Genomic DNA, 21,446 nt, shown 5'->3' on the forward strand with positions numbered 1-21,446 from the left:
CGCCGGACTCACGAAATTTGAGCCGAATTGAGCGGAATTGAGCCGAATTGAGGGAAACCGAGCGGGCCTTCAGGCCGGCAGCAGCAGCATGACCGCGGCCTGCGCCGCGATGCCCTCGCCCCGGCCGGTGAAGCCCAGCCGCTCGGTCGTCGTCGCCTTCACCCCGACCCGGCCCGGCTCCACCCCCATCAGGGCGGCGAGCCGCGCCTGCATCGCTTCCCGGTGCGGGCCGACCTTCGGCCGCTCGCACATCAGGGTGACGTCGGCATTGGCGATGAGGCCGCCCCGCGCTGCCACCCGGCCCGCCGCATGGACCAGGAATTGCGCGCTGTCGGCGCCCTTCCACTGCATCTCGCTCGGCGGGAACCAACGGCCGATGTCGCCCTCCGCCAGCGCCCCGTAGATCGCGTCGCAGAGCGCATGGATGCCGACATCGGCATCCGAGTGCCCCTCCAGCCCGAAGTCGCAGGGCACCACCACGCCGCAAAGCACCATCGGCCGCCCGGCCTCGGTCCGGTGCACGTCGAAGCCGGTGCCGACCCGGGGCAGCAGCGGCCGCTGCCCCATCTGCGCCGCCACCCGGTCCAGGTCCTCGGGGAAGGTGATCTTCACGTTGGTCTCCGATCCCGCGACCAGCCGCACCGCCGCGCCCGCGAGTTCCATGAGTTGCGCGTCATCCGTCGCCTCGGCCGTGGCCGCCCGGTGCGCCGCCAGCAGGGCGGCGAAGCGGAAGGCCTGGGGGGTCTGGGCGCGGTGGAGCCCGGCGCGCGGCACCGTCTCCAGGACGGTGCCGGCCGCGGCCCGCTTCAGCGTATCGGCCACCGGCTGGGCCGGGATGGCGGCCTCCGCCTGCTCCAGCGCCGCCAGCAGCGCCGGGATGGTCCCCTCCGGCACCACCGGCCGCGCCGCGTCGTGCACCAGCACCGCGGCCGGCGCGGGATCCTGCCCCGCCAGCGCCTCGAGCCCGGCCCGGACGCTGGCCTGCCGGGTGGCGCCGCCCACCACCGGCGGCAGCACCCCGGGCAGGCCGGCCAGTAGCCCGGCGACCCGCGCCTCCTCGCCGGCGGCGCAGACCGGCAGCACCCGGGTCACCTGGCCGCCGGCCAACAGGGCCTCGGCGGCGTGGCGGATGACGGGACGCCCCAGCAGGGGCAGGTATTGCTTCGGCTGGGCCGCGCCGAAGCGCGAGCCGCTGCCGGCGGCCATCAGGAGTGCGGCGATGTTCATCGCCGGCAGGCTAGCCCAGATGCCGCCCGCGCGGAATCCCCGGCACCCCGGCGGCGCGGTGCATCAATTTGGGACGCCTCTCGTGATTCTGTCGGTGGCGCGTTGCCCAGGCGCCCGACTTCCCGTAGTTTGCCCAAATCATGAGCATCGACCTGCCCGCCCCCCAGGCCCCAGTGGCCAAGGCTGCCCTTGATCCGTGCGGATTGCCACCGATCTTGGTCGGCGGCGTCCACATCGCCGTCCCGGTCTACCTCGCGCCCATGTCCGGGGTGAGCGACCTGCCCTTCCGCCGCCTGGCGCGCCGCCTCGGCACCGGCATGGTGGTGAGCGAGATGATCGCCTCCCAGGCCATGGTCCGGGAGAACCGCCAGACCCTGAAGATGGCCGAGGTCGACGGCTTCGGCGCCCCCTCCGCGGTGCAGCTCGCGGGCTGCGACCCGGCGGTGATGGCCGAGGCCGCCCGCCTCGCCGCCGACCGCGGCGCCGCCATCATCGACATCAATTTCGGCTGCCCGGTGAAGAAGGTGGCGCTCGGCCAGCAGGCCGGCAGCGCCCTGATGCGCGACGAGACCCGCGCCGCCGCCATCCTCGAGGCGGTGGTGAAGGCGGTGTCCGTCCCGGTCACCCTGAAGATGCGCATGGGCTGGGACCATGCCTCGCTCAACGCGCCGAAGCTGGCCCGAATCGCCGAGGAGTGCGGGATCCGGCTGGTGACCGTCCACGGCCGCACCCGGCAGATGCTCTATACCGGCACCGCCGACTGGGGCTTCGTCCGGCTGGTCAAGCAGGCCGTCGGCATCCCGGTGCTGGTGAACGGCGACATCCTCACCCCGCAGCATGCCGCCGAGGCGCTGCGCCTCTCCGGCGCCGACGGGGTGATGATCGGCCGCGGCTGCTACGGCCGCCCCTGGTTCCCCCGCCAGGTCGCCGAGTACCTGGCCACCGGCCGGGAGCCGGCCGAGCCGAGCCTCGCGGAGCAGCTGGCGATCCTGCTGGAGCATTACGCCGACATGCTGTCGCACCACGGGACCCAGACCGGCGTCCGCCTCGCGCGGAAGCATATCGCCTGGTATTCCAAGGGCCTGCCGGGTTCGGCGGAGTTCCGCTCCGGCATCAACCAGGTCGATACCGCGGCCGAGGTGGCCGCCCGGATCGATGCCTTCTACCGGCCGCTGCTCGACCTCGGGCTGGAGGCCGCCCGCGCCCGCTTCCACGCCCTCGGGCAGGAAAGGATCGCGGCATGAGCGGCGTCCTCGCCGCCCGGCCGCGGCGGCCGGAGGCGGCGCGCCCGCTGCCGGCGCCGCTGCCGGATGCCGCCGCGATCCTCGGCGCCCTGCCGATGCCGGCGGTGGTGCTCGATGCCGAGGACCGCTTCCGCTACGCCAACCAGGCGGCGGAGCTGTTCTTCCAGCTCTCCTTCGGCACCCTGGCGGCCATGCGGCTCGGCGACCTGCTGCCGCCGGACAGCCGGCTGTTCGCCCTGCTCGCCCAGGTCCGCCAGCACGAGGCCCCGGTCTCCGACCACGACCTGCTGCTCGACAGCCCGCGGCTGAAGCGCCGCGGCGTCGCCGCCCACGGCGCGCCGCTGACCGAGATGCCGGGCGCGGTGGTGCTGACGCTGCAGGACGGCTCGACCGCGCAGATGATGAACCGCCAGCTCAACTTCCTCGGCGCGGCGCGCGGCGCCTCGGCCATGGCGGAGATGCTGGCGCATGAGGTGAAGAACCCGCTCTCGGGCATCCGCGGCGCCGCCCAGCTGCTGGAGCAGAACGCCAGCGAGCCCGACCGCGAGCTCTGCGTGCTGATCCAGGACGAGGCCGACCGCATCCGCAACCTGGTCGACCGGATGGACATGTTCTCGGACCGCCCGGTCGAGCTCGGGCCGGTGAACATCCACCAGGTGCTGGACCACGTCCGCCGCGTCGCCCAGACTGGCTTCGCCGCGCACCTGCGGATCGTCGAGGAATACGACCCCTCGCTGCCGCTGGTCTGGGGCAACCGCGACCTGCTGGTGCAGCTGCTGCTGAACCTGGTGAAGAATGCCGCCGAGGCGGTCGAGCCCATGGGCGGCGAGATCGTCCTCGCCACCGCCTACCACCACGGCGTCCGCATCGCCGTGCCCGGCAGCAACGAGCGGGTGCACGTGCCGCTGCAGGTCATCGTCCGGGACAACGGCCCCGGCATTCCGGAGCCGGTCCGGGCCACGCTGTTCGAGCCCTTCGTCACCACCAAGCGGGGCGGGCAGGGGCTGGGCCTGGCGCTGGTGGCCAAGCTCGTCGCCGACCAGGGCGGCCTGATCGAATGCGACAGCCGGCCCGGCCGGACCATCTTCCGCCTCTCGCTGGCGATGCCGCCGGCAGGCCAGCGCGAGAGCGCCGGGCCGCGCCTCAAGGACCCTTCATGAACGACAGCCGCACCATCCTGATCGCCGACGACGACCGGGCCATCCGCACCGTGCTCAGCCAGGCGCTGGGCCGTTCGGGCTATCAGGTGCGCGCCACCTCCTCGGCCTCCACCCTCTGGCGCTGGGTCGAGGACGGGGAGGGCGACCTCGTCATCACCGACGTGGTCATGCCGGACGAGAACGGCCTCGACCTGGTCCCCCGGATCAAGCGCATCCGCCCCGACCTGCGGGTGGTGGTGATGTCGGCGCAGTCGACCTTCATGACGGCGCTGAAGGCGGCCCAGCGCGGCGCCTTCGAGTACCTGCCCAAGCCCTTCGACCTGAAGGAGCTGCTGGCGGTGGTGGAGCGGGCGCTGGCCGCCCCCCAGGCGCCCGCCCCGGCCGAGGACGCGGAGCCCGAGGAGAAGCTGCCGCTGGTCGGCCGCAGCCAGGCGATGCAGGAGATCTACCGCACCGTCGCCCGGCTCACGACCACCGACCTGACGGTGATGATCACCGGCGAGAGCGGCACCGGCAAGGAGCTGGTGGCCCGCGCCCTGCACGACTACGGCCGCCGGCGGGGCGGCCCCTTCGTCGCCATCAACATGGCGGCCATCCCGCGCGAGCTGATCGAGAGCGAGCTCTTCGGCCATGAGCGCGGCGCCTTCACCGGCGCGCTCAACCGCGGCATCGGCCGCTTCGAGCAGGCCGCCGGCGGCACCCTGTTCCTCGACGAGATCGGCGACATGCCGCCGGAGGCGCAGACCCGGCTGCTGCGGGTGCTGCAGGAGGGCGAGTTCACCACCGTCGGCGGCCGCAACCCGATCAAGGCCAATGTCCGCATCGTCGCCGCGACCCACCGCGACCTGCGGCAGTCCATCCGGCAGGGGTTGTTCCGCGAGGACCTCTTCTACCGGCTGAACGTGGTGCCGATCCGGCTGCCCCCCCTGCGGGAGCGGCTGGAGGACATCCCGCTGCTGGCGCGTCACTTCCTCGACCGCGCCAAGGCCTCCGGCCTGCCCTCCAAGCAGCTCAGCCCGGAATCGCTGGACCGGCTCAAGCAGCATTCCTGGCCGGGCAATGCCCGCGAGCTGGAGAACCTGATGCGGCGGCTGGCCGCGCTCTATGCCCAGGAGACCATCGATGCCGAGGCGATCGGCGCCGAACTGTCGGAGGCCGAGCCGCCGTCCGAGGCCGGCACCCGCGGGCCGGAGACGCTGGAGCAGGCGGTCGAGCGGCACCTCAAGGCCTTCGTCGCCGCCCACAAGGACGGCATGCCGGTGCGCGACCTCTACGACCGGGTGCTCGCCGAGGTGGAGCGGCCGCTGCTGCGGCTGGTGCTGGGGGCGACCCGCGGCAACCAGATCAAGGCCGCGGCCATGCTCGGGCTGAACCGCAACACCCTGCGCAAGAAGATCCGGGAGCTGGACCTGCCGGTGGTGCGCGGGCTCGGCTGATGCCGGCCCGCCCCTTCAAGCCTGCGGCTCCCGGCCCGGCCGGGGGCGGGGCGGAACCGGAACGGCGCGGGCTGCCGCGCCGCATCGCCGACCGGCTGCTCGGGCGCGGGATGACCCTCGGCCTGGCGGTCGGCGCCCTGCTGCTGGGCATCGCCACCTTCTCGGTCCTCTCGGACGGCAGCCCCTTCGGCCCGACCCGGCCCGGCGTCATCGTCGGCATGGTGCTGGTGAACCTGGCGGTGCTGCTGCTGCTGCTGGCCTCGCTCGCCGGGCGGCTGGTGCGGGTCTGGGCGGAGCGCCGGCGCGGCTCGGCCGGCTCGCGGCTGCATGTCCGGCTGGTGCTGCTGTTCGGCGTGGTGGCGGTGGTGCCGGCCATGCTGGTCGCCGCCTTCGCCGCGCTGTTCTTCAACCTCGGCATCGAGACCTGGTTCAGCGACCGGGTCCGCGGCACCCTGGAGGCCAGCCTGCAGGCCAGCCGCGGCTACCTCGAGGAGCACCGCAACACCATCCGGGGCGATGCGCTCGCCATGGCCGCCGACCTCTCCCGCGCGCGCGTCCTGCTGCCGGACAACGGCCTCGCCTTCGCGCGCGTCCTCGCCACCCATACCGCGCTGCGCAACCTGACCGAGGCGGTGGTCTTCGACCCGGCGACCCAGCAGGTCATCGCCCATGCCGGCTACACCACCAGCTTCACCCTCGACCCGCCGCCGGAGGATGCCATCTCGACCGCCCGGCTCGGCGAGGTGGCGGTGCTGCCGGCGGACGACCGGGTCCGTGCGGTGGTCGCGCTCGACTTCGGCGAGGGCTGGATGCTGCTGATCGGCCGGCCGCTCGATACCACCGTGCTGATGCACCAGCGCTCGGTCGAGCAGGCGGTCGCGGAATACGTCGAGCTCGACCAGAACCGCTCGGGCCTGCAGGTCACCTTCGTGATGATCTTCGCCATCGCGGCGCTGCTGGTGCTGCTGGCGGCGGTGCTGATCGGGCTGGTGCTGGCCAACCAGCTGGCGCGGCCGATCGGCCGGCTGATCGTCGCCGCCGAGCGGGTGCGGGGCGGCGACCTCTCGACCCGGGTCGAGGAGGGCGCGGCCGACGAGGAGGTCGCCAGCCTGGCCCGGGCCTTCAACCGCATGACCAACCAGCTGGCGGCGCAGCGGGCGGAGCTGCTGCAGGCCTACCGGCAGATCGACGACCGCCGCCGCTTCACCGAGACCGTCCTGGCCGGGGTCTCGGCCGGGGTGGTCGGGCTCGAGACCGATGGCCGCATCAACCTGCCCAACCGGCGGGCGAGCGAGCTGCTCGGCCTCGACCTCGATGCCGCCATCGGCCAGCGCTTGGCCGAGGTGGTGCCGGAATTCGCCGTGCTGCTGGACCCCGGGGCCACCCCGGCGGCGGAGGGCGGCCGGGAGCTGCCCGGCGGCGACCACGGCCATGGCGACCGCACCCGCACCGCCGAAATCCGCATCGGCCCGCCGAGCAACCGGCGTATCCTGCTGGCGCAGATCGGCGAGGAGCGGCATGGCCAGGAACGGGGCGCCACCGGCAGCGGCGAGATCGCCGGCTTCGTGCTGACCTTCGACGACATCACCGAACTGCTGGGGGCGCAGCGCAAGGCGGCCTGGGCCGATGTGGCGCGGCGGATCGCGCATGAGATCAAGAATCCGCTGACCCCCATCCAGCTCTCGGCGGAACGGCTGAAGCGCCGCTACCTCAAGCAGATCACCAACGATCCCGAAACATTCGTGGCATGCACCGATACGATCGTCCGGCAGGTCGGCGACATCGGCCGGATGGTGGATGAATTCTCCGCCTTCGCCCGGATGCCCCAGCCGGTCATCCGCCCGGAGGACCTGTCCCAGGTCCTGCGGGAGGCGCTCGTGCTGCAGCGCGACGCCCATCCGGCCATCCGCTACACGGTCGAGCTGCCCGCCGTGGTGCCGGTGGTGCCCTGCGACCGGCGGTTGCTGGGACAGGCGCTGACCAACCTCCTGATGAATGCCGCGGATGCGATCTCGATGCGCGCCCAGGCCGAGGACGGCGGCGAGGGCGGCGGCGAGTCGGAGCCGGGGCAGGCCGGGAGCCTCGGACACATCATCGTGCGCATCGAACCCGGGGAGGATGCGGTGGCGCTCGCGATCGAGGATGATGGAATCGGCCTGCCACAGGGCGATGAGCGGGAGCGGCTGGCGGAGCCCTATGTGACCCACAAGCCGAAGGGCACCGGTCTCGGCCTTGCCATCGTCAAGAAGATCATGGAGGACCACGGAGGCAGGCTGGGGTTGGAGGACCGACCCCGGGAGGCAGCGTCGGGGCGTGGTGGTGCCCGGGCGGTCCTGACCCTGCCGTGGCGCCCTGGGACGGACCGCCTGGCGGACCGGTCCAATGGCACGGAGACTGGAGCGAATGACATTTCCCCCGACTTTGGGCCGGACGGCAGCATGAGGCGCGCGCATGGCGCATGAAATCCTGATCGTGGATGATGAGCCGGATATCCGCGCCCTGATCGAGGGGATCCTCTCGGACGAGGGCTACGAGACTCGGCAGGCCGCGAATTCCGATCAGGCGCTGGCGGCCTTCAAGCAGCGCCGGCCGTCCATGGTGGTGCTCGACATCTGGCTGCAGAATTCGAAGCTGGACGGGCTCGGCATCCTGGCGGCGCTGCACCGCGAGGAGCCGCAGCTGCCGGTGGTCATGATCTCGGGCCATGGCACCATCGAGACGGCGGTGCGCGCCATCCAGCAGGGCGCCTACGACTTCATCGAGAAGCCCTTCAACTCCGACCGGCTGCTGCTGGTGGTGGCCCGGGCGCTGGAGGCGGCGCGGCTGCGGCGGGAGAATTCCGAGCTCCGGCTGCGGGCCGGGCCGGAATCGGAGCTGGTCGGCACCTCCAGCGGGATCGCCCAGCTGCGGGCGGCGATCGACCGGGTGGCGCCGACCGGCAGCCGCGTGCTGGTCACCGGCCCGGCCGGTGCCGGCAAGGAAGTGGCGGCACGGATGATCCATGCCCGCTCCCGCCGGGCGGACGGGCCCTTCGTCGCGCTGAACTGCGCCACGCTGAATCCGTCCCGCTTCGAGGAGGAGCTGTTCGGGCTGGAAGCCGGCACCGATGCCCTGGCGGCGCCGCGCCGGGCCGGCGTGCTGGAGCGCGCCCATGGCGGCACGCTGCTGCTCGACGAGGTGGCGGACATGCCGCTCGAGACCCAGGGCAAGATCGTGCGCGCCCTGCAGGAACAGGGCTTCGAGCGGATCGGCGGGGCGGTGCGGGTGAAGGTGGACGTGCGGGTGATCGCCACCACCAACCGCGACCTGCAGGCCGAGATCGCCGCCGGGCGGTTCCGCGAGGACCTCTACTACCGGCTCGCGGTGGTGCCGCTGCGGATCCCCGCCCTGCGCGAACGGCGGGAGGACGTGCCGGCGCTGGCGCGGCACTTCATGGTGCGCTCCGGCGAGACCTCGGGCATGCCTTCCCGGGAGCTGGCCGAGGATGCGATGGCGGCGCTGCAGGCCTATGACTGGCCGGGCAACGTCCGGCAGCTGCGCAACCTGATCGACTGGCTGCTGATCATGGCCCCCGGTGAGGCGCGGGAGCCGATCCGGGCGGAGATGCTGCCGCCCGAGGTGGGCTCGGCGGCGCCGGCCATGCTGAAGCTGGACCGCAGCTCGGAGATCATGACCCTGCCGCTGCGCGAGGCGCGGGAGCTGTTCGAGAAGCAGTACCTCGAGGCCCAGCTGCTGCGCTTCGGCGGCAACATCAGCCGCACCGCCAATTTCGTCGGCATGGAGCGCAGCGCGCTGCACCGGAAGCTGAAATTCCTCGGCGTCCATGCCGAGGATCGGGTGCCCGTCAGCACCGGGCTGTGACATGCTCGGGCCTCGGCAGACCGGGGTCCTTCATGTCGCGCATCGCCTATGTCAACGGCCGCTACGTCGATCAGCGGCTGGCCGAAGTGAACATCGAGGACCGCGGCTACCAGTTCGGCGACGGCATCTACGAGGTGGTGCACCTCTATGCCGGCCGCTTCGTCGACGAGGACCTTCACCTGGCCCGGCTGGAACGCTCGCTCGCCGAGATGCGGCTGCCGATGCCGATGTCCCGCGCCGCCCTGCGCCACGTGCTGGCCGAGGTGGCGCGGCGGAACCGCGTCTCCGAGGGGCTGCTCTACATGCAGGTCACGCGCGGCGTGGCGCGGCGGGACCATGCCTTCCCCTCCGGCGCGGTGCCGCCGGCGCTGGTGGTGACGGTCAAGCGCATCCCGCCCTATCCCGCCAGCGTCGACCGCTGGGGCGCCAAGGCCATCACCCTGCCGGACCAGCGCTGGGCGCGGCGGGACATCAAGACCATCAACCTGCTGCCCAACTGCCTGGCGCGGCAGGCGGCGCGCGAGCAGGGCGCGGCCGAGGCCATCCTGTATGACGCGGCGACCGGCCTGGTGACCGAGGGGGCGGCGACCACCTTCTGGATCGTCGATGCCGCGGGGGTCATCCGCACCCGCCACCTCGACCATGTCATCCTGCCCGGCTGCACCCGGGCGGCGTTGCTGGCCGAGATGCAGGCGGCCGGCATGGAATTCGAGGACCGTCCCTTCACCCTGGAGGAAGCCCGGGCGGCGCGGGAGGCCTTCCTGACCTCGGCGACCTCCTTCGTGAAGCCGATCGTGGCGCTGGACGGCGTGCCGGTCGGGGATGGGACGGTCGGGCCGGTCGTGCGCCGGTTGTTCGAGATCTTTGCCCGCCACGTGAAGGGCAGCCTCGGGAACGCCGCATGACCCCGCCCAAGGCGATCCTTTGGGATTGGGACAACACGCTGGTCGATGGCTGGCTCGCCATCGCCGCCGGGCTCAACGCCGCCTTCGCCCGCTTCGGCCTGCCGGAATGGAGCGTGGCGGAGGTGAAGGGCAACGTCCGCCGGTCCCTGCGCGAGAGCTTTCCCGGGATCTTCGGCAGCGACTGGGAGGCCGCCCGGGACATCTTCTACGCCGAGGTCCGCGCCCGCCACCTGGCGGTGCTGACCCCGATGCCCGGCGCGGCCGGGGTGATCGCCGCGGTCGCCGGGGCCGGGCTGCCGCAGGGGGTGATCAGCAACAAGCAGGGGCCGCTGCTGCGGGCGGAGGCGGCGCATCTCGGCTGGGCCGGGCAGTTCCGCATCCTGCTCGGGGCCGGCGATGCCGCCATGGACAAGCCGGACCCGGCGCCCTTCCGCCTGGCCCTGCCGGCCCTCGGGCAGGTCGCCGGGCCGGAGGTCTGGTATGTCGGCGACACCGCGCTCGACATGCAGGCGGCCCGCAATGCCGGCTGCACCCCGGTGTTGCTGGGGGATGCGGCGCATGACGGCGGGGTCGCCGCGGCGGCGCCGGCATTTGCATTTCCGGATGCGATGGCGCTCACTGCCTACCTGCGCGGCGGAACGGCGGGGTAATGCCCGAGGCCGTGGCAAGGCGGCCCGGCATGCCCTCCACGAGGGTCTGGCATCGCTTGCCAATCCCGCATCAACATTGGATGGTGCAGTCTTCAGCGGGGCAAACCCGTTTCGGTATACTGCCTTAAGGTGGATGCCAACAAAAAGAAGGACCGTGCCGTGGCAGCCGAGAAGTCCCAGAACGTGCAGGATGTATTCCTGAACCACGTTCGCAAAAGCAAGACTCCGGTCACGATTTTCCTCGTGAATGGTGTCAAACTCCAAGGAATTATCACTTGGTTTGATAATTTCTCCGTCCTGCTGCGTCGGGACGGTCATACCCAGCTTGTCTACAAGCACGCCATCAGCACCGTGATGCCGGGCGCGCCGATACAGCTCTTCGATGCGACCGCCGCCGCCCGCGAAGGCGCCCCGGCCGCCACCGTCGCCCGCGAGGGCACCACCCTGACCATGAACCGTGAGGTCAACCCTGTCGGCGGAGACTGACCCCGGGCTGCCGGCGCCTGCGAACGACCGCGGCGACGGCTCCGACACCGGCCCCACCCGGGCCGCTGTCATCCTGCCCTATGAGAAGCAGCCCCGCGGCACCGGCAGCCATGCCTTCGATGCCGCGCCCAGGGCTGCCGAGGCGCGTCTTGCGGAAGCCGTAGGGCTGGCCGCGAGCATCGGCGTGACCATCGTCCATCAGGCGATCGTGCCGCTGCGGGAACGCCGGCCGAGCACCTTCCTCGGCGACGGCCAGGTGGCGATGGCCAAGCAGGCGATCGACGACCAGCGGGTCGCGGTGGTGGTGGTGGACGCCGCGCTCACGCCGGTGCAGCAGCGCAACCTCGAGCGCGAGTGGCGCTGCAAGGTCATCGACCGCACCGGGCTGATCCTCGAGATCTTCGGCGAGCGGGCCCGCACCAAGGAGGGCGCGCTACAGGTCGAGCTGGCCCACCTGGACTACCAGCGCACCCGGCTGGTGCGGTCCTGGACCCACCTCGAGCGGCAGCGCGGCGGCTTCGGCTTCCTCGGCGGCCCCGGCGAGTCGCAGATCGAGATCGACCGCCGCCTCATCACCGACCGCATGGTGAAGCTGAAGAAGGAGCTGGACCAGGTCCGGCGCACCCGCGGCCTGCACCGCCGGCAGCGGGAGAAGGTGCCCTACCCGGTCATCGCCCTGGTCGGCTACACCAATGCCGGCAAGTCCACCCTGTTCAACGCGCTGACCGGCGCCGGCGTCTATGCCCAGGACCAGCTCTTCGCCACGCTCGACCCGACCATGCGCGGCATCCGCCTGCCGTCGGGGCGGCGGGCGATCCTGTCGGATACCGTCGGCTTCATCTCGGAGCTGCCGACCCAGCTGGTCGAGGCCTTCCGGGCGACGCTCGAGGAGGTGGCCGCGGCCGACATCATCCTGCATGTCCGCGACGTGGCGCATCCGGATACCGCGGCCCAGCGCAGCGACGTGCTGAAGGTGCTTGAGGAGATGGCTGAAGGTGCCCATGCCCCGCTCGACGAGGGCTGGCAGCGCCGGGTGGTCGAGGTACTGAACAAGGCCGACCTGCTGGGCGGCGTCGGCGCCGTGCCGGGAGCCGCCGCCGAGGGCGACAGCGCCATCGCCGTCTCCGCCATGACCGGGGAGGGGCTGCCGGCCTTGCTGGACGCGCTGGATGCCCGGCTTTCGGCCAATCTGGAAACCGTGCGCTACGCCATCCCCTCGCAGGACGGCGCCCGCCTCGCCTGGCTGTACCGCCATGGCGAGGTGATCGAACGCGCCGATACCGAGGATGACGTGCAGGTGACGGTAAGGCTTTCCGCGACCGACCGGGCCCGGTTCGAGCAGCCGCCGGCATGAGCCGGCGCTTCGACCTGGCGGCCATGGCGGATGTTGCCGCCCTGCTGCGCGCGGCCACCCGGGCCGAGATCCTGCCCCGCTTCCGCCGACTGACGACCGAGGCGGTGCGGACCAAATCCGGCCCGCTCGACCTGGTGACCGACGCCGACGAGGCGGCCGAGCGGATGATCACGGCCGGGCTGCTCGCCCGCTTCCCCGGCTGCGTCGTGGTCGGGGAGGAGGCCTGCGCGGCCGAGCCCGCGCTGCTGACGCAGCTGGCCGGCGCCGAGCTCTCCTTCGTGGTCGACCCGGTGGACGGCACCGCCAATTTCGCCGCCGGCCTGCCGCTGTTCGGCTGCATGGCCGCCGCCATGGTGCGGGGCGAGATCGTGGCCAGCTGGATCCACGACCCGCTCGGCGACGACACCGCCATGGCGCTGCGCGGGGAGGGGGCCTGGATCGAGGCGCCCGACGGCCACCGCCGCGACCTCCGGGTGGCGGCACCGGTGCCGGTGAACCGCATGGTCGCCGCCGTCTCCTGGAGCTGGCTGGCCGAGCCGCTGCGCTCGCGCGTCACTTCCCGGCTGCCGCGGCTGGCGGCCAGCGTCGGCTTCCGCTGCGCCGCGCATGAATACCGCATGGTCGCCGGCGGGCACGCCCATGCGCTGCTCTACAACAAGCTGATGCCCTGGGACCATGCGCCGGGCTGGCTGCTGCACCGCGAGGCCGGGGGCCATGCCGCCCGCTTCGACGGCAGCGCCTACGGGCCGCACCTGACCAGCGGCGGGCTGATCATGGCGCCCGACCGGGACAGCTGGGAGGCCCTGCGGGAGGCGCTCCTCGGCGAATAGCCGTCATCGCGAGCGGTGATGGCCGGGACGCCGCGCAGTCGCCTATGGTCCGCCCGAACAGAGCGGAGCATCGACCATGTCTGACGACGTATCCCTGGTGATCCTGCCGCGCGCCCATGACGTGGGCGGCTTCGAGGTACGGCGCGCCCTGCCGGCCCAGCAGCGGCAGATGGTCGGGCCCTTCATCTTCTTCGACCAGATGGGGCCGGGCGAATTCCTGGCCGGTGCCGGGCTCGACGTGCGGCCGCATCCGCACATCGGGCTCTCGACCGTGACCTACCTGTTCGAGGGCTCGATCCAGCACCGCGACAGCCTCGGCTCGGACCAGCCGATCCTGCCGGGCGACGTCAACTGGATGACGGCGGGGCGGGGCATCACCCATTCCGAGCGCAGCAGCGCCGAGAGCCGGCAGGCGCGGCGCAGCCTGGCGGGCATCCAGTCCTGGGTGGCACTGCCCAAGTCGGCCGAGGAGACGGCGCCCGACTTCGCCCACCACGCCGCGGCGAGCCTGCCCTTCGCCGAGGAGGGCGGGCTGGCGCTGCGGCTGATCGCCGGGGAGGGCTGGGGCATGCAGGCGCCGGTCGCCGTCTCCTCCCCGCTGTTCTACGCCGATGCGGTGCTGGCGCCGGGCGCCTCGGTGCCGATGCCGGACCAGCACGAGGAACGCGCCGCCTATGTGCTGGAGGGCGAGGTGACCTCCGGCGGGGAGACGCATGGGGCGGGGCGGATGCTGGTCTTCCACCCGCGCTCCTCGCTCGCGCTCAAGGCCGGGCCGCAGGGGGCGCGTCTGCTGCTGCTGGGCGGCGCGGCCATGGACGGGCCGCGGCATGTCTTCTGGAACTTCGTCAGCTCCTCGCGCGAGCGGATCGAGCAGGCCAAGGCGGATTGGCAGGCGGGGCGGTTCGCCAAGGTGCCGAGCGATGCGGTGGAGTTCATTCCGTTGCCGGAGAAGGTGCGGATTGGGCCGAAATAAGGAAGGTTGGGGAGAAGGTATTCTCCCCAAGCCCCTCATCTATTTCTGGGAGTTAGCACTTGCCGCGCGGCGAAGCCTGGACTCACAGAAAGCAAAGGTGGGGCTTGGGGAGGAAATGCTTTTTCCTCCCTAACCTTCCTTCCTGCATGCCGGGATTGCGCCACCGGCCTTCGCGCCGGCCACCACTGCGTGATAGGGATGCCCCATGTCCGACGCACCCTTCCCCATTGCGATCGGCGGCGACCATGCCGGCCTGCCGCTGAAAACCATCCTCCAGCAGGCCCTGGCCGAGGCCGGCCATCCGCTGCTGGATTTCGGCACCAATGCGACCGCCAGCGTCGACTACCCCGATTTCGCGCATGAGGTCTGTGCCGCGGTGCAGGACGGCCGGGCGCGCTTCGGCGTGCTGGTCTGCGGCACCGGCATCGGCATGTCGATCGCCGCCAACCGCCATGGCGGGATTCGCGCCGCGGTGCTGCATTCGACCACCGAGGCGAGGCTTACCAGGGCGCACAATGATGCCAATGTAGCGGCCTTCGGCGCCCGGCTGATCGGGCCCGAGGTGGCGATCGATGCGCTGCGGGCCTTCCTGGAGACCGAGTTCGAAGGCGGCCGCCATGCCCGGCGCCTCGCCAAGCTGGCACCAGATGCCATTCCTGCAAACGGGTGACGCCATGAACGAGACAACCGCCTACCGCAGCCCCGCCCGCTTCTTCAGCGCCTCCGTCGCCGAGGCCGATCCCGAGCTCGCCGAGGCCATCGGCCTGGAGCTTGGCCGGCAGCAGGACGGGATCGAGCTGATCGCCTCGGAGAACATCGTCTCCCGCGCCGTGATGGAAGCCCAGGGGTCGGTGCTGACCAACAAGTATGCCGAAGGCTATTCGGGGCGCCGGTACTACGGCGGCTGCGAATACGTCGACATCGCCGAGAACCTGGCGATCGCCCGGGCCACCAAGCTGTTCGACTGCGGCTTCGCCAATGTGCAGCCGCATTCGGGGGCACAGGCCAACCAGGCGGTCTTCCTGGCGCTGCTGCAGCCGGGCGATGCCTTCATGGGCCTCGACCTCGCCGCGGGCGGGCATCTGACGCATGGCTCGCCGGCGAACCTGTCGGGCAAGTGGTTCAAGCCGGTGCCCTATACGGTGCGGCGCGAGGACCAGCGGATCGACATGGCGGAGGTCCGGCGGATCGCGCTGGAATCCAGGCCCAAGCTGATCATCGCCGGCGGCTCCGCCTATGCGCGGCATTGGGACTTCGCGGAGTTCCGGGCGATCGCCGATGAGATCGGCGCCTGGTTCATGGTGGACATGGCGCATTTCGCCGGGCTGGTGGCGGGCGGCGCGCATCCGTCGCCCTTCCCGCACGCGCATGTGGCGACGACCACCACGCACAAGACCCTGCGGGGCCCGCGCGGCGGCATGATCCTCACGAACGACGAGGCGCTGGCCAAGAAGTTCAACAGCGCCGTCTTCCCCGGGCTGCAGGGCGGGCCGCTGATGCATGTCATCGCCGCCAAGGCGGTCGCCTTCGGCGAGGCGCTGAAGCCGGAATTCCGCGCCTATTCCCGCGCCGTGGTCGGCAATGCCGTGGCATTGGCCGAGGAGCTGAAGGCCCAGGGCCTCGACCTCGTCACCGGCGGCACCGAGAACCACCTGGTGCTGGTCGACCTCAGGCCGAAGAAGCTGACCGGCAAGCTGGCTGAGGGCGGGCTGAACCGGGCGCATCTCACCTGCAACAAGAATGCGATTCCCTTCGATCCGGAGAAGCCGATGGTCACCTCCGGCGTGCGGCTCGGCACCCCGGCCGGCACCACGCGCGGCTTCGGCGAGGCGGAGTTCCGCGAGGTCGGCAAGCTGATCGGCGAGGTGCTGGATGGGCTTGCCAGCGCCAACGACGTGGCCGCCAATACCGCGGTCGAGGAATCCGTGAAGGCGCGCGTGCTCGCGCTCTGCCAGCGCTTCCCGATCTACCAGTAAGGCTGCTCCGGAAAGGGCACGCGGCATGAAGTGCCCCTATTGCGGCAGTGAGGACACCCAGGTGAAGGACAGCCGCCCGGCGGAGGATGCCGCGGCGATCCGCCGGCGGCGGTCCTGCCCCGCCTGCGGCAGCCGCTTCACCACCTTCGAGCGGGTGCAGCTCCGCGAGCTGACGGTGCTGAAGACCGATGGCCGGCGGGCACCCTTCGACCGGGAGAAGCTGGCGCGGTCCATCCGCGTGGCGCTGCGCAAGCGGCCGATCGACGAGGATCGGGTCGAGCGGATCGTCAACGGCATCCAGCGGCGCCTCGAGATGGAGGCGGAGGCCGAGGTCTCCTCCCGCCAGATCGGCGAGATCGTCATGGAGACGCTGAAGGAGGTGGACCAAGTGGCCTATGTCCGCTTCGCCAGCGTCTACCGCAATTTCCGCGAGGCGAAGGACTTCCGCGCCTTCCTCGGCGAGCTCGACGGCAAGTAGCCGCCGCCCGCCGCAGGGCCACGATAACAGGGCGCTTCGCTAAGGATGGCACCGCGGTGACGCGGGCGGGGCAGGGTGATGCCGGACACGGCGATCCGGCCCTGAAGCACTTGGCCGGGCCAAGCTCACCTGCGATTTTTCGGCACATGATGGGAAGGATGGTCGGACCGGCGGGATTCGAACCCACGACCCCTTGTCCCCCAGACAAGTGCGCTACCAGGCTGCGCTACGATCCGTCGCCGCGCGGGATAGCACCCTGGGGGCCCGCCGCCTAGCCCCTGCGGCCCATTGTTGCCTGGTCGCGTGCCGAGGCCGGCCGGGGCACCGCGGTGGATGGAGTCGGCGCCGCCGGGGCGGCGTTCCCGGGTCGCGCCGGCCTACCGGCTGGCCAGGGCGTGCATCTCCGCCGCGAGGTCCTCGAGATCCTCGAGGATGGCGCGCAGGCTGTCGGGGCCGCCCTCGGGCGGCTCCGGGGCGGGCATCTCGGCCTCGCCCAGCCCGCCGTCGCGCAGCAGCCTCTGCACCCCCTTGATGGTGTAGCCCTGGGTGTACAGCAGGTCGGAGATGCGGCGGAGCAGGCCGATGTCCTCGGGCCGGTAGTAGCGCCGGCCGCCGCCGCGCTTCAGCGGCTTGAGCTGGGGGAATTTCGTCTCCCAGAAGCGCAGCACGTGCTGCGGGATGTGCAGGTCGTCGGCCACCTCGCTGATGGTGCGGAAGGCGGTGGCAGCCTTGCGGAGGCGGGCGGGCGGAGACTCGCTCATGCAGCGTGATCCCCATCGGGCATGGATTGCCCGTTGATGCGGGCCTTGAGGACCTGGGACGGGCGGAAGGACAGGACCTTGCGGGGCAGGATCGGCACCTCCACCCCGGTCTTCGGGTTGCGCCCGACGCGCTGGCCCTTCTGCCGGACCATGAAGGTCCCGAAGGCGGAAATCTTCACCGCCTCGCCCGCCTGCAGGGCCGCGGCGACCCGTTCAAGCACCGATTCGAGCAGCGCGGCGGATTCATTCCGGGACAAGCCGACTTCCGTGTAGATCGCCTCAGCCAGGTTCGCGCGCGTGAGCGTGTTCATACGGCAGCTGGTTCCTGCAAGCCATTCTGCTTGTTAGGAAACCCATATTGACCACAGGCGTCAACCGCGGCGAGGCGAAACTGCCACAGCGTTGCTCTTAAGTCGCACTCCCCGCTCAGAAGCGGACCAGGGCGGCACCCCAGGTCAGGCCGCCGCCGATCGCCTCGAGCGCCACGAGGTCGCCCCGCTCGATCATGCCGCGACCGGCGGCATCCGCCAGGGCGAGCGGGATGGAGGCGGCCGAGGTATTGGCATGCTGGCCGACCGTCACCACCACGCGCTCGCGCGGCAGGTTCAGCTTCCGGCCCATGGCCTCGATGATGCGCAGGTTCGCCTGGTGCGGCACCAGCCAGCGGATGTCGCCATGGCCGAGGCCATTGGCCGCCAGCGCCTCGTCGACCACCGCCGCCAGCTTGGAGACGGCGTGGCGGAAGACCTCCTTGCCGGCCATCCGCAGCAGGCCGGTGCCGCCGGTGGAGCCGGCGCCGCCGTCGACCAGCAGGATGTCGCCGTGCCGGCCATCGGAATGGAGATGGGTGGAGAGGATGCCGCGGTCGGTGGATTTGCCCTCGCCCTCGCCGGCGGTCACCACCACGGCGCCGGCGCCGTCGCCGAACAGCACGCAGGTGCCGCGGTCGGTCCAGTCGAGGATGCGGGAGAAGACCTCGGTGCCGATCACCAGGGCGCAGCGGGCCTGGCCGGTGCGGATCATCGCGTCGGCGACGCTGAGGGCATAGACGAAGCCGGTGCAGGCGGCGGCGATGTCGAAGGCGAAGCCCCGGGTGATGCCGAGCTGCTGCTGGATGCGGACGGCGGTGGCCGGGAAGGCGCTGTCCGGCGTCGCGGTCGCGACGATGATGGCATCGACCGCCGAAACCTCGATTCCGGCGCGCTCCAGCGCCTGGCGGGCGGCGGCGCTGCCCATGGCGGAGGCGGTCTCGCCGGGTGCGGCGATATGGCGCTGGCGGATGCCGGTGCGCTCGACGATCCATTCGTCGGAGGTCTCGATGCCGAATTCGGCGGCCAGCGCCGCATTCGGCACGCAGCGTTCCGGCAGGTAGCCGCCGCATCCGGCGATCAGGCTTCGCATCATCGCCATCGGTCGTGCCTCAGGGGGGCGCCGGTGCGGTGACCGGCTTGGAGAGCAGGGCCAGGCCCTCGCGGATACGGTCGTTGAAGCGGTGCGTCACCATGTCCATGGCGACATCGACCGCATGGGCGAAGCCGGTGGCATCGGTGCCGCCGTGGCTCTTCACCACCACGCCGTTGAGGCCGAGCAGGATGGCGCCGTTGTAGCGGCGGGGGTCCATCCATTCGCGCAGCCGGTCGAGCGCCGGGCGGGCCAGCAGGTAGCCCATCCGGGCCGGCACGCTGCTGGTGAAGACCTGCCGCAGTAGGTCGCGCATCAGCTTCAGGGCACCTTCGCCGGTCTTGAGCGCGACATTGCCGGTGAAGCCGTCTGTCACCACGACGTCCACGGTGCCGGCGGCGATGTCATGGCCCTCGATGAAGCCGTGGAAATTGGCGCCGATATGGCTCTCGCGCAGGACCTCGGCGGCGGCGCGCACCCGGTCGTCGCCCTTCAGCTCCTCGGAGCCGACGTTCAGCAGGCCGAAGGTCGGGGCGCTGAGGCCGAGCACGGCGCGGGCGAAGCTGTCGCCCATGACGGCGAATTCGACGAGGTTGCGGGCATCGCACTGGATGTTGGCGCCGAGGTCGAGCATGACGACGTCGCCGCGCGCCGAGGGGGCGATGGCGGCGAGCGCCGGCCGGTCGATCTCGGGCAGGGTCTTCACCACGATCTTGGCCAGCGCCATGAGCGCCCCGGTGTTGCCGGCCGAGACCACGCCCGAAGCCTCCCCGTTGGCGACCGCGTCGATGGCGATCCGCATCGAGCTCTGCCGTCCCTGGCGCAGCGCCGCGGTCGGCTTCATCTCCGCCGAGATGACGTCCTTGGCATGGCGCAGCATGCAGGCCTTGGCGGCACGCGGGCGCCTGGCCAGCATGGAGCCGACCCGCGCCTCGTCGCCCACCAGCAGGAAACGCGCCTGCGGATGGCGTTCGGCCGCCAGTTCCATCCCGTCGAGGACGATGTGCGGGGCATTGTCCCCGCCCATGGCGTCGATCGCCAGGGCGAAGGCGGGCGCCGCCAGGTTCTGCGACACGATCTGCGGTGCTCCGCCTGGATGCCGACTTTGGCTCAGTTGCGGATGGCGGCCTTCAGCGCGTCGCCGGCCGGCACGACCTCACGGCCGTCGTAGTGCCCGCAGGCCGAGCAGACGTGGTGGGGGCGCTTCAGCTCGCCGCAATTGGAGCATTCCGCATGGGCCATCTTGGTCAGGGCCTGATGGCTGCGACGCATGCCTGCGCGGGAGGGCGAAACTTTTTTCTTCGGGACGGCCATGGCGCCGAGCCTTTCTTACAACACACGAGGCGGTTCAACGGGAGGGCGGGGCTGTAGCACCACCCCCCCCCAGGCGCAAGGCGGCCTTGCGGGCGCGCCGGGGAATTCCCTCAGCCCTTGCGGCGCAGCGCGGCGAGCGCCGCGAAGCCGCCGGTGACGGCGCCGCCCGCCTCGGCCGGCAGCTCCGCCGCCGGGGCGCGGGGGTAGGGGTCGAGCGCCAGGGCCAGCAGCTCCGCCAGCGCCTCGCCCAGGTCGGCGATGCCGTCCGGGCTCTCGATCTCGTCGATGTCGTCGGGCCCATCCTGCGGCTCGCGCCCGGGGGGCAGCAGGCGGAAGGCGATCTCCTCGTCCACGGCCTGCCCGACCGGATCGAGGCTGACCACGCAGGCCTGGGTCAGCCGGGCGACCAGGCGGCCCTCGACCCGGACGCTGCCGCCCTCCTCCGGCAGCAATTGCAGGGAGGCGGTCAGGCTGGCGAGGTCGAGGATGCCGAGTCGCCCGGCCAGGGCGGCGCATTCCTCAGGCGTCGCCTCCAGCGCGAGGCGCCGGCCGGCCTGGCCGACGGTGCCCAGCGGCACCGGGCGGTGGAATTCGGGAAGGGTCAGTTCAGGCGGCATGGCTGGCGTCCGGGGCGGCAGGGGTGGCGGGAAACGGCGCCTCGCCCCGCAGCAGCGCGGCGAAGCGCAGGGCGGCCAGGGCTTCCGCCGCGGCCACGACATGCCGGGCCAAGGCCTGTGCGGCGGCGGGGGAGGCGGCGGCGGCGGCTTCGGCCCGCCAGACGTTGCGGTCCAGCGCCGTGGCCAGCGCGGCCTGGTCCCCGGCGTCGAGCGCGGTCTCGTAGGCGAGGCAGCGGCCGTGGAAGGCCTCCCACATCCGCCGCACCCGCTTGCCGACGGCCAGGTCGCTGACCCCCATCTCCCGGAGGTTGATGTCCATGTCGGCGAACATGGCATCGAAGACCGCCTGGGCGACCGCCGCGCCCCGCGGGTCGGGGTCCTGGCGCAGCCGGCGGATGAGCAGGGCGACATGCAGCCCGACCAGGTCGAAGCGGCCATCCAGCGTGTCCGGCACCGCCAGGGGGCCGAAGAACCAGGGGTCGCGCGCCGCGGCGACGGCCTTGCCGTAGAGTTCGAAGCCGGTACGCTCATGCGGCTTGCGGCGGAACAGGGCGAGCAGGCCCATGGTCGGGGTGTCCTTAGAAGCTGTGTCGGCGGCGCCGACCGGCAGCCCGGTCAGGGCCGCCGGAAGGCAGGGCATCCCGCGGCGCGGTTGACCGTGCCGTGGCATGATGGCATTCGCGCCGGTGATGTGCGCCCGTTCCGCACCCAGGGGCCACGGGCCCCGGGCGCGGGAGGATCGCCGACGCTCCACCAGGCTCCGCCGGCGGCAC

21 protein-coding genes, 1 tRNA gene and 1 pseudogene are annotated in these 21,446 nt (G+C 71.7%); 14 read left to right on the forward strand and 9 right to left on the reverse strand.

The genetic code is table 11. From position 1 onward, the window contains the following. Nucleotides 1-69 precede the first annotated feature (69 nt). Nucleotides 70-1,227, reverse strand: a complete 1,158-nt coding sequence (locus tag QWZ14_RS07645) for a bifunctional 2-C-methyl-D-erythritol 4-phosphate cytidylyltransferase/2-C-methyl-D-erythritol 2,4-cyclodiphosphate synthase (protein ID WP_290316030.1) — start codon at nt 1,225-1,227, stop codon at nt 70-72. A gap of 203 nt (nt 1,228-1,430) precedes the next feature. On the opposite strand from QWZ14_RS07645, the gene dusB reads away from it, so the two are divergent. The 14 genes from dusB to nrdR all read left to right on the forward strand — a co-directional run bounded on the left by dusB (nt 1,431) and on the right by nrdR (nt 16,580). Beyond that, nucleotides 1,431-2,471 carry a tRNA dihydrouridine synthase DusB gene (gene dusB / locus QWZ14_RS07650; RefSeq protein ID WP_290316032.1) on the forward strand — a complete coding sequence of 347 codons (1,041 nt, stop codon included), beginning with the start codon at nt 1,431-1,433 and terminating at the stop codon, nt 2,469-2,471. Further along, nucleotides 2,468-3,631: a two-component system sensor histidine kinase NtrB gene (locus tag QWZ14_RS07655; protein ID WP_290316033.1), complete on the forward strand. Its 1,164-nt coding sequence runs from the start codon at nt 2,468-2,470 to the stop codon at nt 3,629-3,631. The genes dusB and QWZ14_RS07655 overlap by 4 nt, the downstream gene beginning before the upstream one ends. Next, a complete protein-coding gene (gene ntrC / locus QWZ14_RS07660) occupies nt 3,628-5,067 on the forward strand; it encodes a nitrogen regulation protein NR(I) (RefSeq protein ID WP_290316034.1) in 1,440 nt (479 codons plus the stop codon). Before QWZ14_RS07655 ends, ntrC begins: the two co-directional genes overlap by 4 nt. Then, a complete protein-coding gene (locus QWZ14_RS07665) occupies nt 5,067-7,529 on the forward strand; it encodes a sensor histidine kinase NtrY-like (RefSeq protein ID WP_408903648.1) in 2,463 nt (820 codons plus the stop codon). Before ntrC ends, QWZ14_RS07665 begins: the two co-directional genes overlap by 1 nt. Then, the gene (ntrX, locus tag QWZ14_RS07670) at nt 7,519-8,928 is read left to right on the forward strand and encodes a nitrogen assimilation response regulator NtrX (RefSeq protein WP_290316035.1); all 1,410 of its coding nucleotides are present in this window, start codon (nt 7,519-7,521) and stop codon (nt 8,926-8,928) included. The genes QWZ14_RS07665 and ntrX overlap by 11 nt, the downstream gene beginning before the upstream one ends. A gap of 32 nt (nt 8,929-8,960) precedes the next feature. Continuing rightward, nucleotides 8,961-9,833 (forward strand): D-amino-acid transaminase, encoded by an 873-nt coding sequence (locus QWZ14_RS07675; RefSeq protein ID WP_290316036.1) that lies wholly within the window; start codon nt 8,961-8,963, stop codon nt 9,831-9,833. Continuing rightward, nucleotides 9,830-10,483 carry an HAD family hydrolase gene (locus QWZ14_RS07680; RefSeq protein ID WP_290316037.1) on the forward strand — a complete coding sequence of 218 codons (654 nt, stop codon included), beginning with the start codon at nt 9,830-9,832 and terminating at the stop codon, nt 10,481-10,483. Before QWZ14_RS07675 ends, QWZ14_RS07680 begins: the two co-directional genes overlap by 4 nt. 159 nt (nt 10,484-10,642) lie before the next feature. Further along, nucleotides 10,643-10,969, forward strand: coding sequence for an RNA chaperone Hfq (gene hfq, locus QWZ14_RS07685; protein WP_290316038.1), 327 nt, complete (start codon nt 10,643-10,645; stop codon nt 10,967-10,969). A gap of 7 nt (nt 10,970-10,976) precedes the next feature. Beyond that, nucleotides 10,977-12,323 (forward strand): GTPase HflX, encoded by a 1,347-nt coding sequence (hflX, locus tag QWZ14_RS07690; protein WP_290316069.1) that lies wholly within the window; start codon nt 10,977-10,979, stop codon nt 12,321-12,323. Then, on the forward strand, nt 12,320-13,153 hold the full coding sequence (locus QWZ14_RS07695) for an inositol monophosphatase family protein (protein WP_290316039.1): 834 nt from the start codon (nt 12,320-12,322) through the stop codon (nt 13,151-13,153). The genes hflX and QWZ14_RS07695 overlap by 4 nt, the downstream gene beginning before the upstream one ends. 76 nt (nt 13,154-13,229) lie before the next feature. Next, entirely contained in the window at nt 13,230-14,126 is an 897-nt protein-coding gene (locus tag QWZ14_RS07700) for a pirin family protein (RefSeq protein WP_290316040.1), read from the forward strand. Between the two features lie 205 nt (nt 14,127-14,331). After that, the gene (gene rpiB, locus QWZ14_RS07705) at nt 14,332-14,796 is read left to right on the forward strand and encodes a ribose 5-phosphate isomerase B (protein WP_290316041.1); all 465 of its coding nucleotides are present in this window, start codon (nt 14,332-14,334) and stop codon (nt 14,794-14,796) included. Between the two features lie 4 nt (nt 14,797-14,800). Next, on the forward strand, nt 14,801-16,102 hold the full coding sequence (gene glyA, locus QWZ14_RS07710; RefSeq protein ID WP_290316042.1) for a serine hydroxymethyltransferase: 1,302 nt from the start codon (nt 14,801-14,803) through the stop codon (nt 16,100-16,102). 25 nt (nt 16,103-16,127) lie between these two features. Next, the gene (gene nrdR, locus QWZ14_RS07715) at nt 16,128-16,580 is read left to right on the forward strand and encodes a transcriptional regulator NrdR (protein ID WP_290316043.1); all 453 of its coding nucleotides are present in this window, start codon (nt 16,128-16,130) and stop codon (nt 16,578-16,580) included. A gap of 159 nt (nt 16,581-16,739) precedes the next feature. Here nrdR and QWZ14_RS07720 read toward each other — a convergent pair. The 8 genes and pseudogenes from QWZ14_RS07720 to QWZ14_RS07755 form a co-directional block, all read right to left on the reverse strand. Beyond that, nucleotides 16,740-16,816 (reverse strand) — tRNA-Pro (locus tag QWZ14_RS07720). A gap of 231 nt (nt 16,817-17,047) precedes the next feature. Next, nucleotides 17,048-17,341, reverse strand: a pseudogene (locus QWZ14_RS07725) (MerR family transcriptional regulator); the annotation flags it as partial. Next, nucleotides 17,338-17,652, reverse strand: coding sequence for an integration host factor subunit alpha (locus tag QWZ14_RS07730; RefSeq protein WP_290316045.1), 315 nt, complete (start codon nt 17,650-17,652; stop codon nt 17,338-17,340). The pseudogene QWZ14_RS07725 and the gene QWZ14_RS07730, both read right to left, overlap by 4 nt. Before the next feature lie 115 nt (nt 17,653-17,767). Next, nucleotides 17,768-18,751, reverse strand: coding sequence for a beta-ketoacyl-ACP synthase III (locus tag QWZ14_RS07735; protein WP_290316046.1), 984 nt, complete (start codon nt 18,749-18,751; stop codon nt 17,768-17,770). A 10-nt stretch (nt 18,752-18,761) separates the two neighbouring features. Then, nucleotides 18,762-19,817 (reverse strand): phosphate acyltransferase PlsX, encoded by a 1,056-nt coding sequence (plsX, locus tag QWZ14_RS07740; protein WP_290316047.1) that lies wholly within the window; start codon nt 19,815-19,817, stop codon nt 18,762-18,764. Nucleotides 19,818-19,852: 35 nt separating this feature from the next. Continuing rightward, nucleotides 19,853-20,056 (reverse strand): 50S ribosomal protein L32, encoded by a 204-nt coding sequence (rpmF, locus tag QWZ14_RS07745; RefSeq protein ID WP_290316048.1) that lies wholly within the window; start codon nt 20,054-20,056, stop codon nt 19,853-19,855. Nucleotides 20,057-20,166: 110 nt separating this feature from the next. After that, complete coding sequence (locus tag QWZ14_RS07750) at nt 20,167-20,673, reverse strand: YceD family protein (RefSeq protein ID WP_290316049.1); 507 nt, start codon at nt 20,671-20,673, stop codon at nt 20,167-20,169. Next, the gene (locus tag QWZ14_RS07755) at nt 20,663-21,238 is read right to left on the reverse strand and encodes a ubiquinol-cytochrome C chaperone family protein (protein WP_290316050.1); all 576 of its coding nucleotides are present in this window, start codon (nt 21,236-21,238) and stop codon (nt 20,663-20,665) included. The genes QWZ14_RS07750 and QWZ14_RS07755 overlap by 11 nt, the downstream gene beginning before the upstream one ends. Nucleotides 21,239-21,446 lie beyond the last annotated feature (208 nt).

Origin of the sequence: Paeniroseomonas aquatica, assembly GCF_030409335.1 — a bacterium.
GTDB classification, from domain to species: domain Bacteria; phylum Pseudomonadota; class Alphaproteobacteria; order Acetobacterales; family Acetobacteraceae; genus Belnapia; species Belnapia aquatica.

Excerpts from the sequence above, each read along its gene's own strand:
- QWZ14_RS07645 (WP_290316030.1), bottom strand. The coding sequence starts at position 1,227 with ATGAACATCGCCGCACTCCTGATGGCCGCCGGCAGCGGCTCGCGCTTC.
- QWZ14_RS07655 (WP_290316033.1), top strand. The coding sequence starts at position 2,468 with ATGAGCGGCGTCCTCGCCGCCCGGCCGCGGCGGCCGGAGGCGGCGCGC.
- ntrC (WP_290316034.1), top strand. The coding sequence starts at position 3,628 with ATGAACGACAGCCGCACCATCCTGATCGCCGACGACGACCGGGCCATC.
- QWZ14_RS07665 (WP_408903648.1), top strand. The coding sequence starts at position 5,067 with ATGCCGGCCCGCCCCTTCAAGCCTGCGGCTCCCGGCCCGGCCGGGGGC.
- ntrX (WP_290316035.1), top strand. The coding sequence starts at position 7,519 with ATGGCGCATGAAATCCTGATCGTGGATGATGAGCCGGATATCCGCGCC.
- QWZ14_RS07675 (WP_290316036.1), top strand. The coding sequence starts at position 8,961 with ATGTCGCGCATCGCCTATGTCAACGGCCGCTACGTCGATCAGCGGCTG.
- QWZ14_RS07680 (WP_290316037.1), top strand. The coding sequence starts at position 9,830 with ATGACCCCGCCCAAGGCGATCCTTTGGGATTGGGACAACACGCTGGTC.
- QWZ14_RS07695 (WP_290316039.1), top strand. The coding sequence starts at position 12,320 with ATGAGCCGGCGCTTCGACCTGGCGGCCATGGCGGATGTTGCCGCCCTG.
- QWZ14_RS07700 (WP_290316040.1), top strand. The coding sequence starts at position 13,230 with ATGTCTGACGACGTATCCCTGGTGATCCTGCCGCGCGCCCATGACGTG.
- rpiB (WP_290316041.1), top strand. The coding sequence starts at position 14,332 with ATGTCCGACGCACCCTTCCCCATTGCGATCGGCGGCGACCATGCCGGC.
- glyA (WP_290316042.1), top strand. The coding sequence starts at position 14,801 with ATGAACGAGACAACCGCCTACCGCAGCCCCGCCCGCTTCTTCAGCGCC.
- nrdR (WP_290316043.1), top strand. The coding sequence starts at position 16,128 with ATGAAGTGCCCCTATTGCGGCAGTGAGGACACCCAGGTGAAGGACAGC.
- QWZ14_RS07730 (WP_290316045.1), bottom strand. The coding sequence starts at position 17,652 with ATGAACACGCTCACGCGCGCGAACCTGGCTGAGGCGATCTACACGGAA.
- QWZ14_RS07735 (WP_290316046.1), bottom strand. The coding sequence starts at position 18,751 with ATGGCGATGATGCGAAGCCTGATCGCCGGATGCGGCGGCTACCTGCCG.
- rpmF (WP_290316048.1), bottom strand. The coding sequence starts at position 20,056 with ATGGCCGTCCCGAAGAAAAAAGTTTCGCCCTCCCGCGCAGGCATGCGT.
- QWZ14_RS07750 (WP_290316049.1), bottom strand. The coding sequence starts at position 20,673 with ATGCCGCCTGAACTGACCCTTCCCGAATTCCACCGCCCGGTGCCGCTG.
- QWZ14_RS07755 (WP_290316050.1), bottom strand. The coding sequence starts at position 21,238 with ATGGGCCTGCTCGCCCTGTTCCGCCGCAAGCCGCATGAGCGTACCGGC.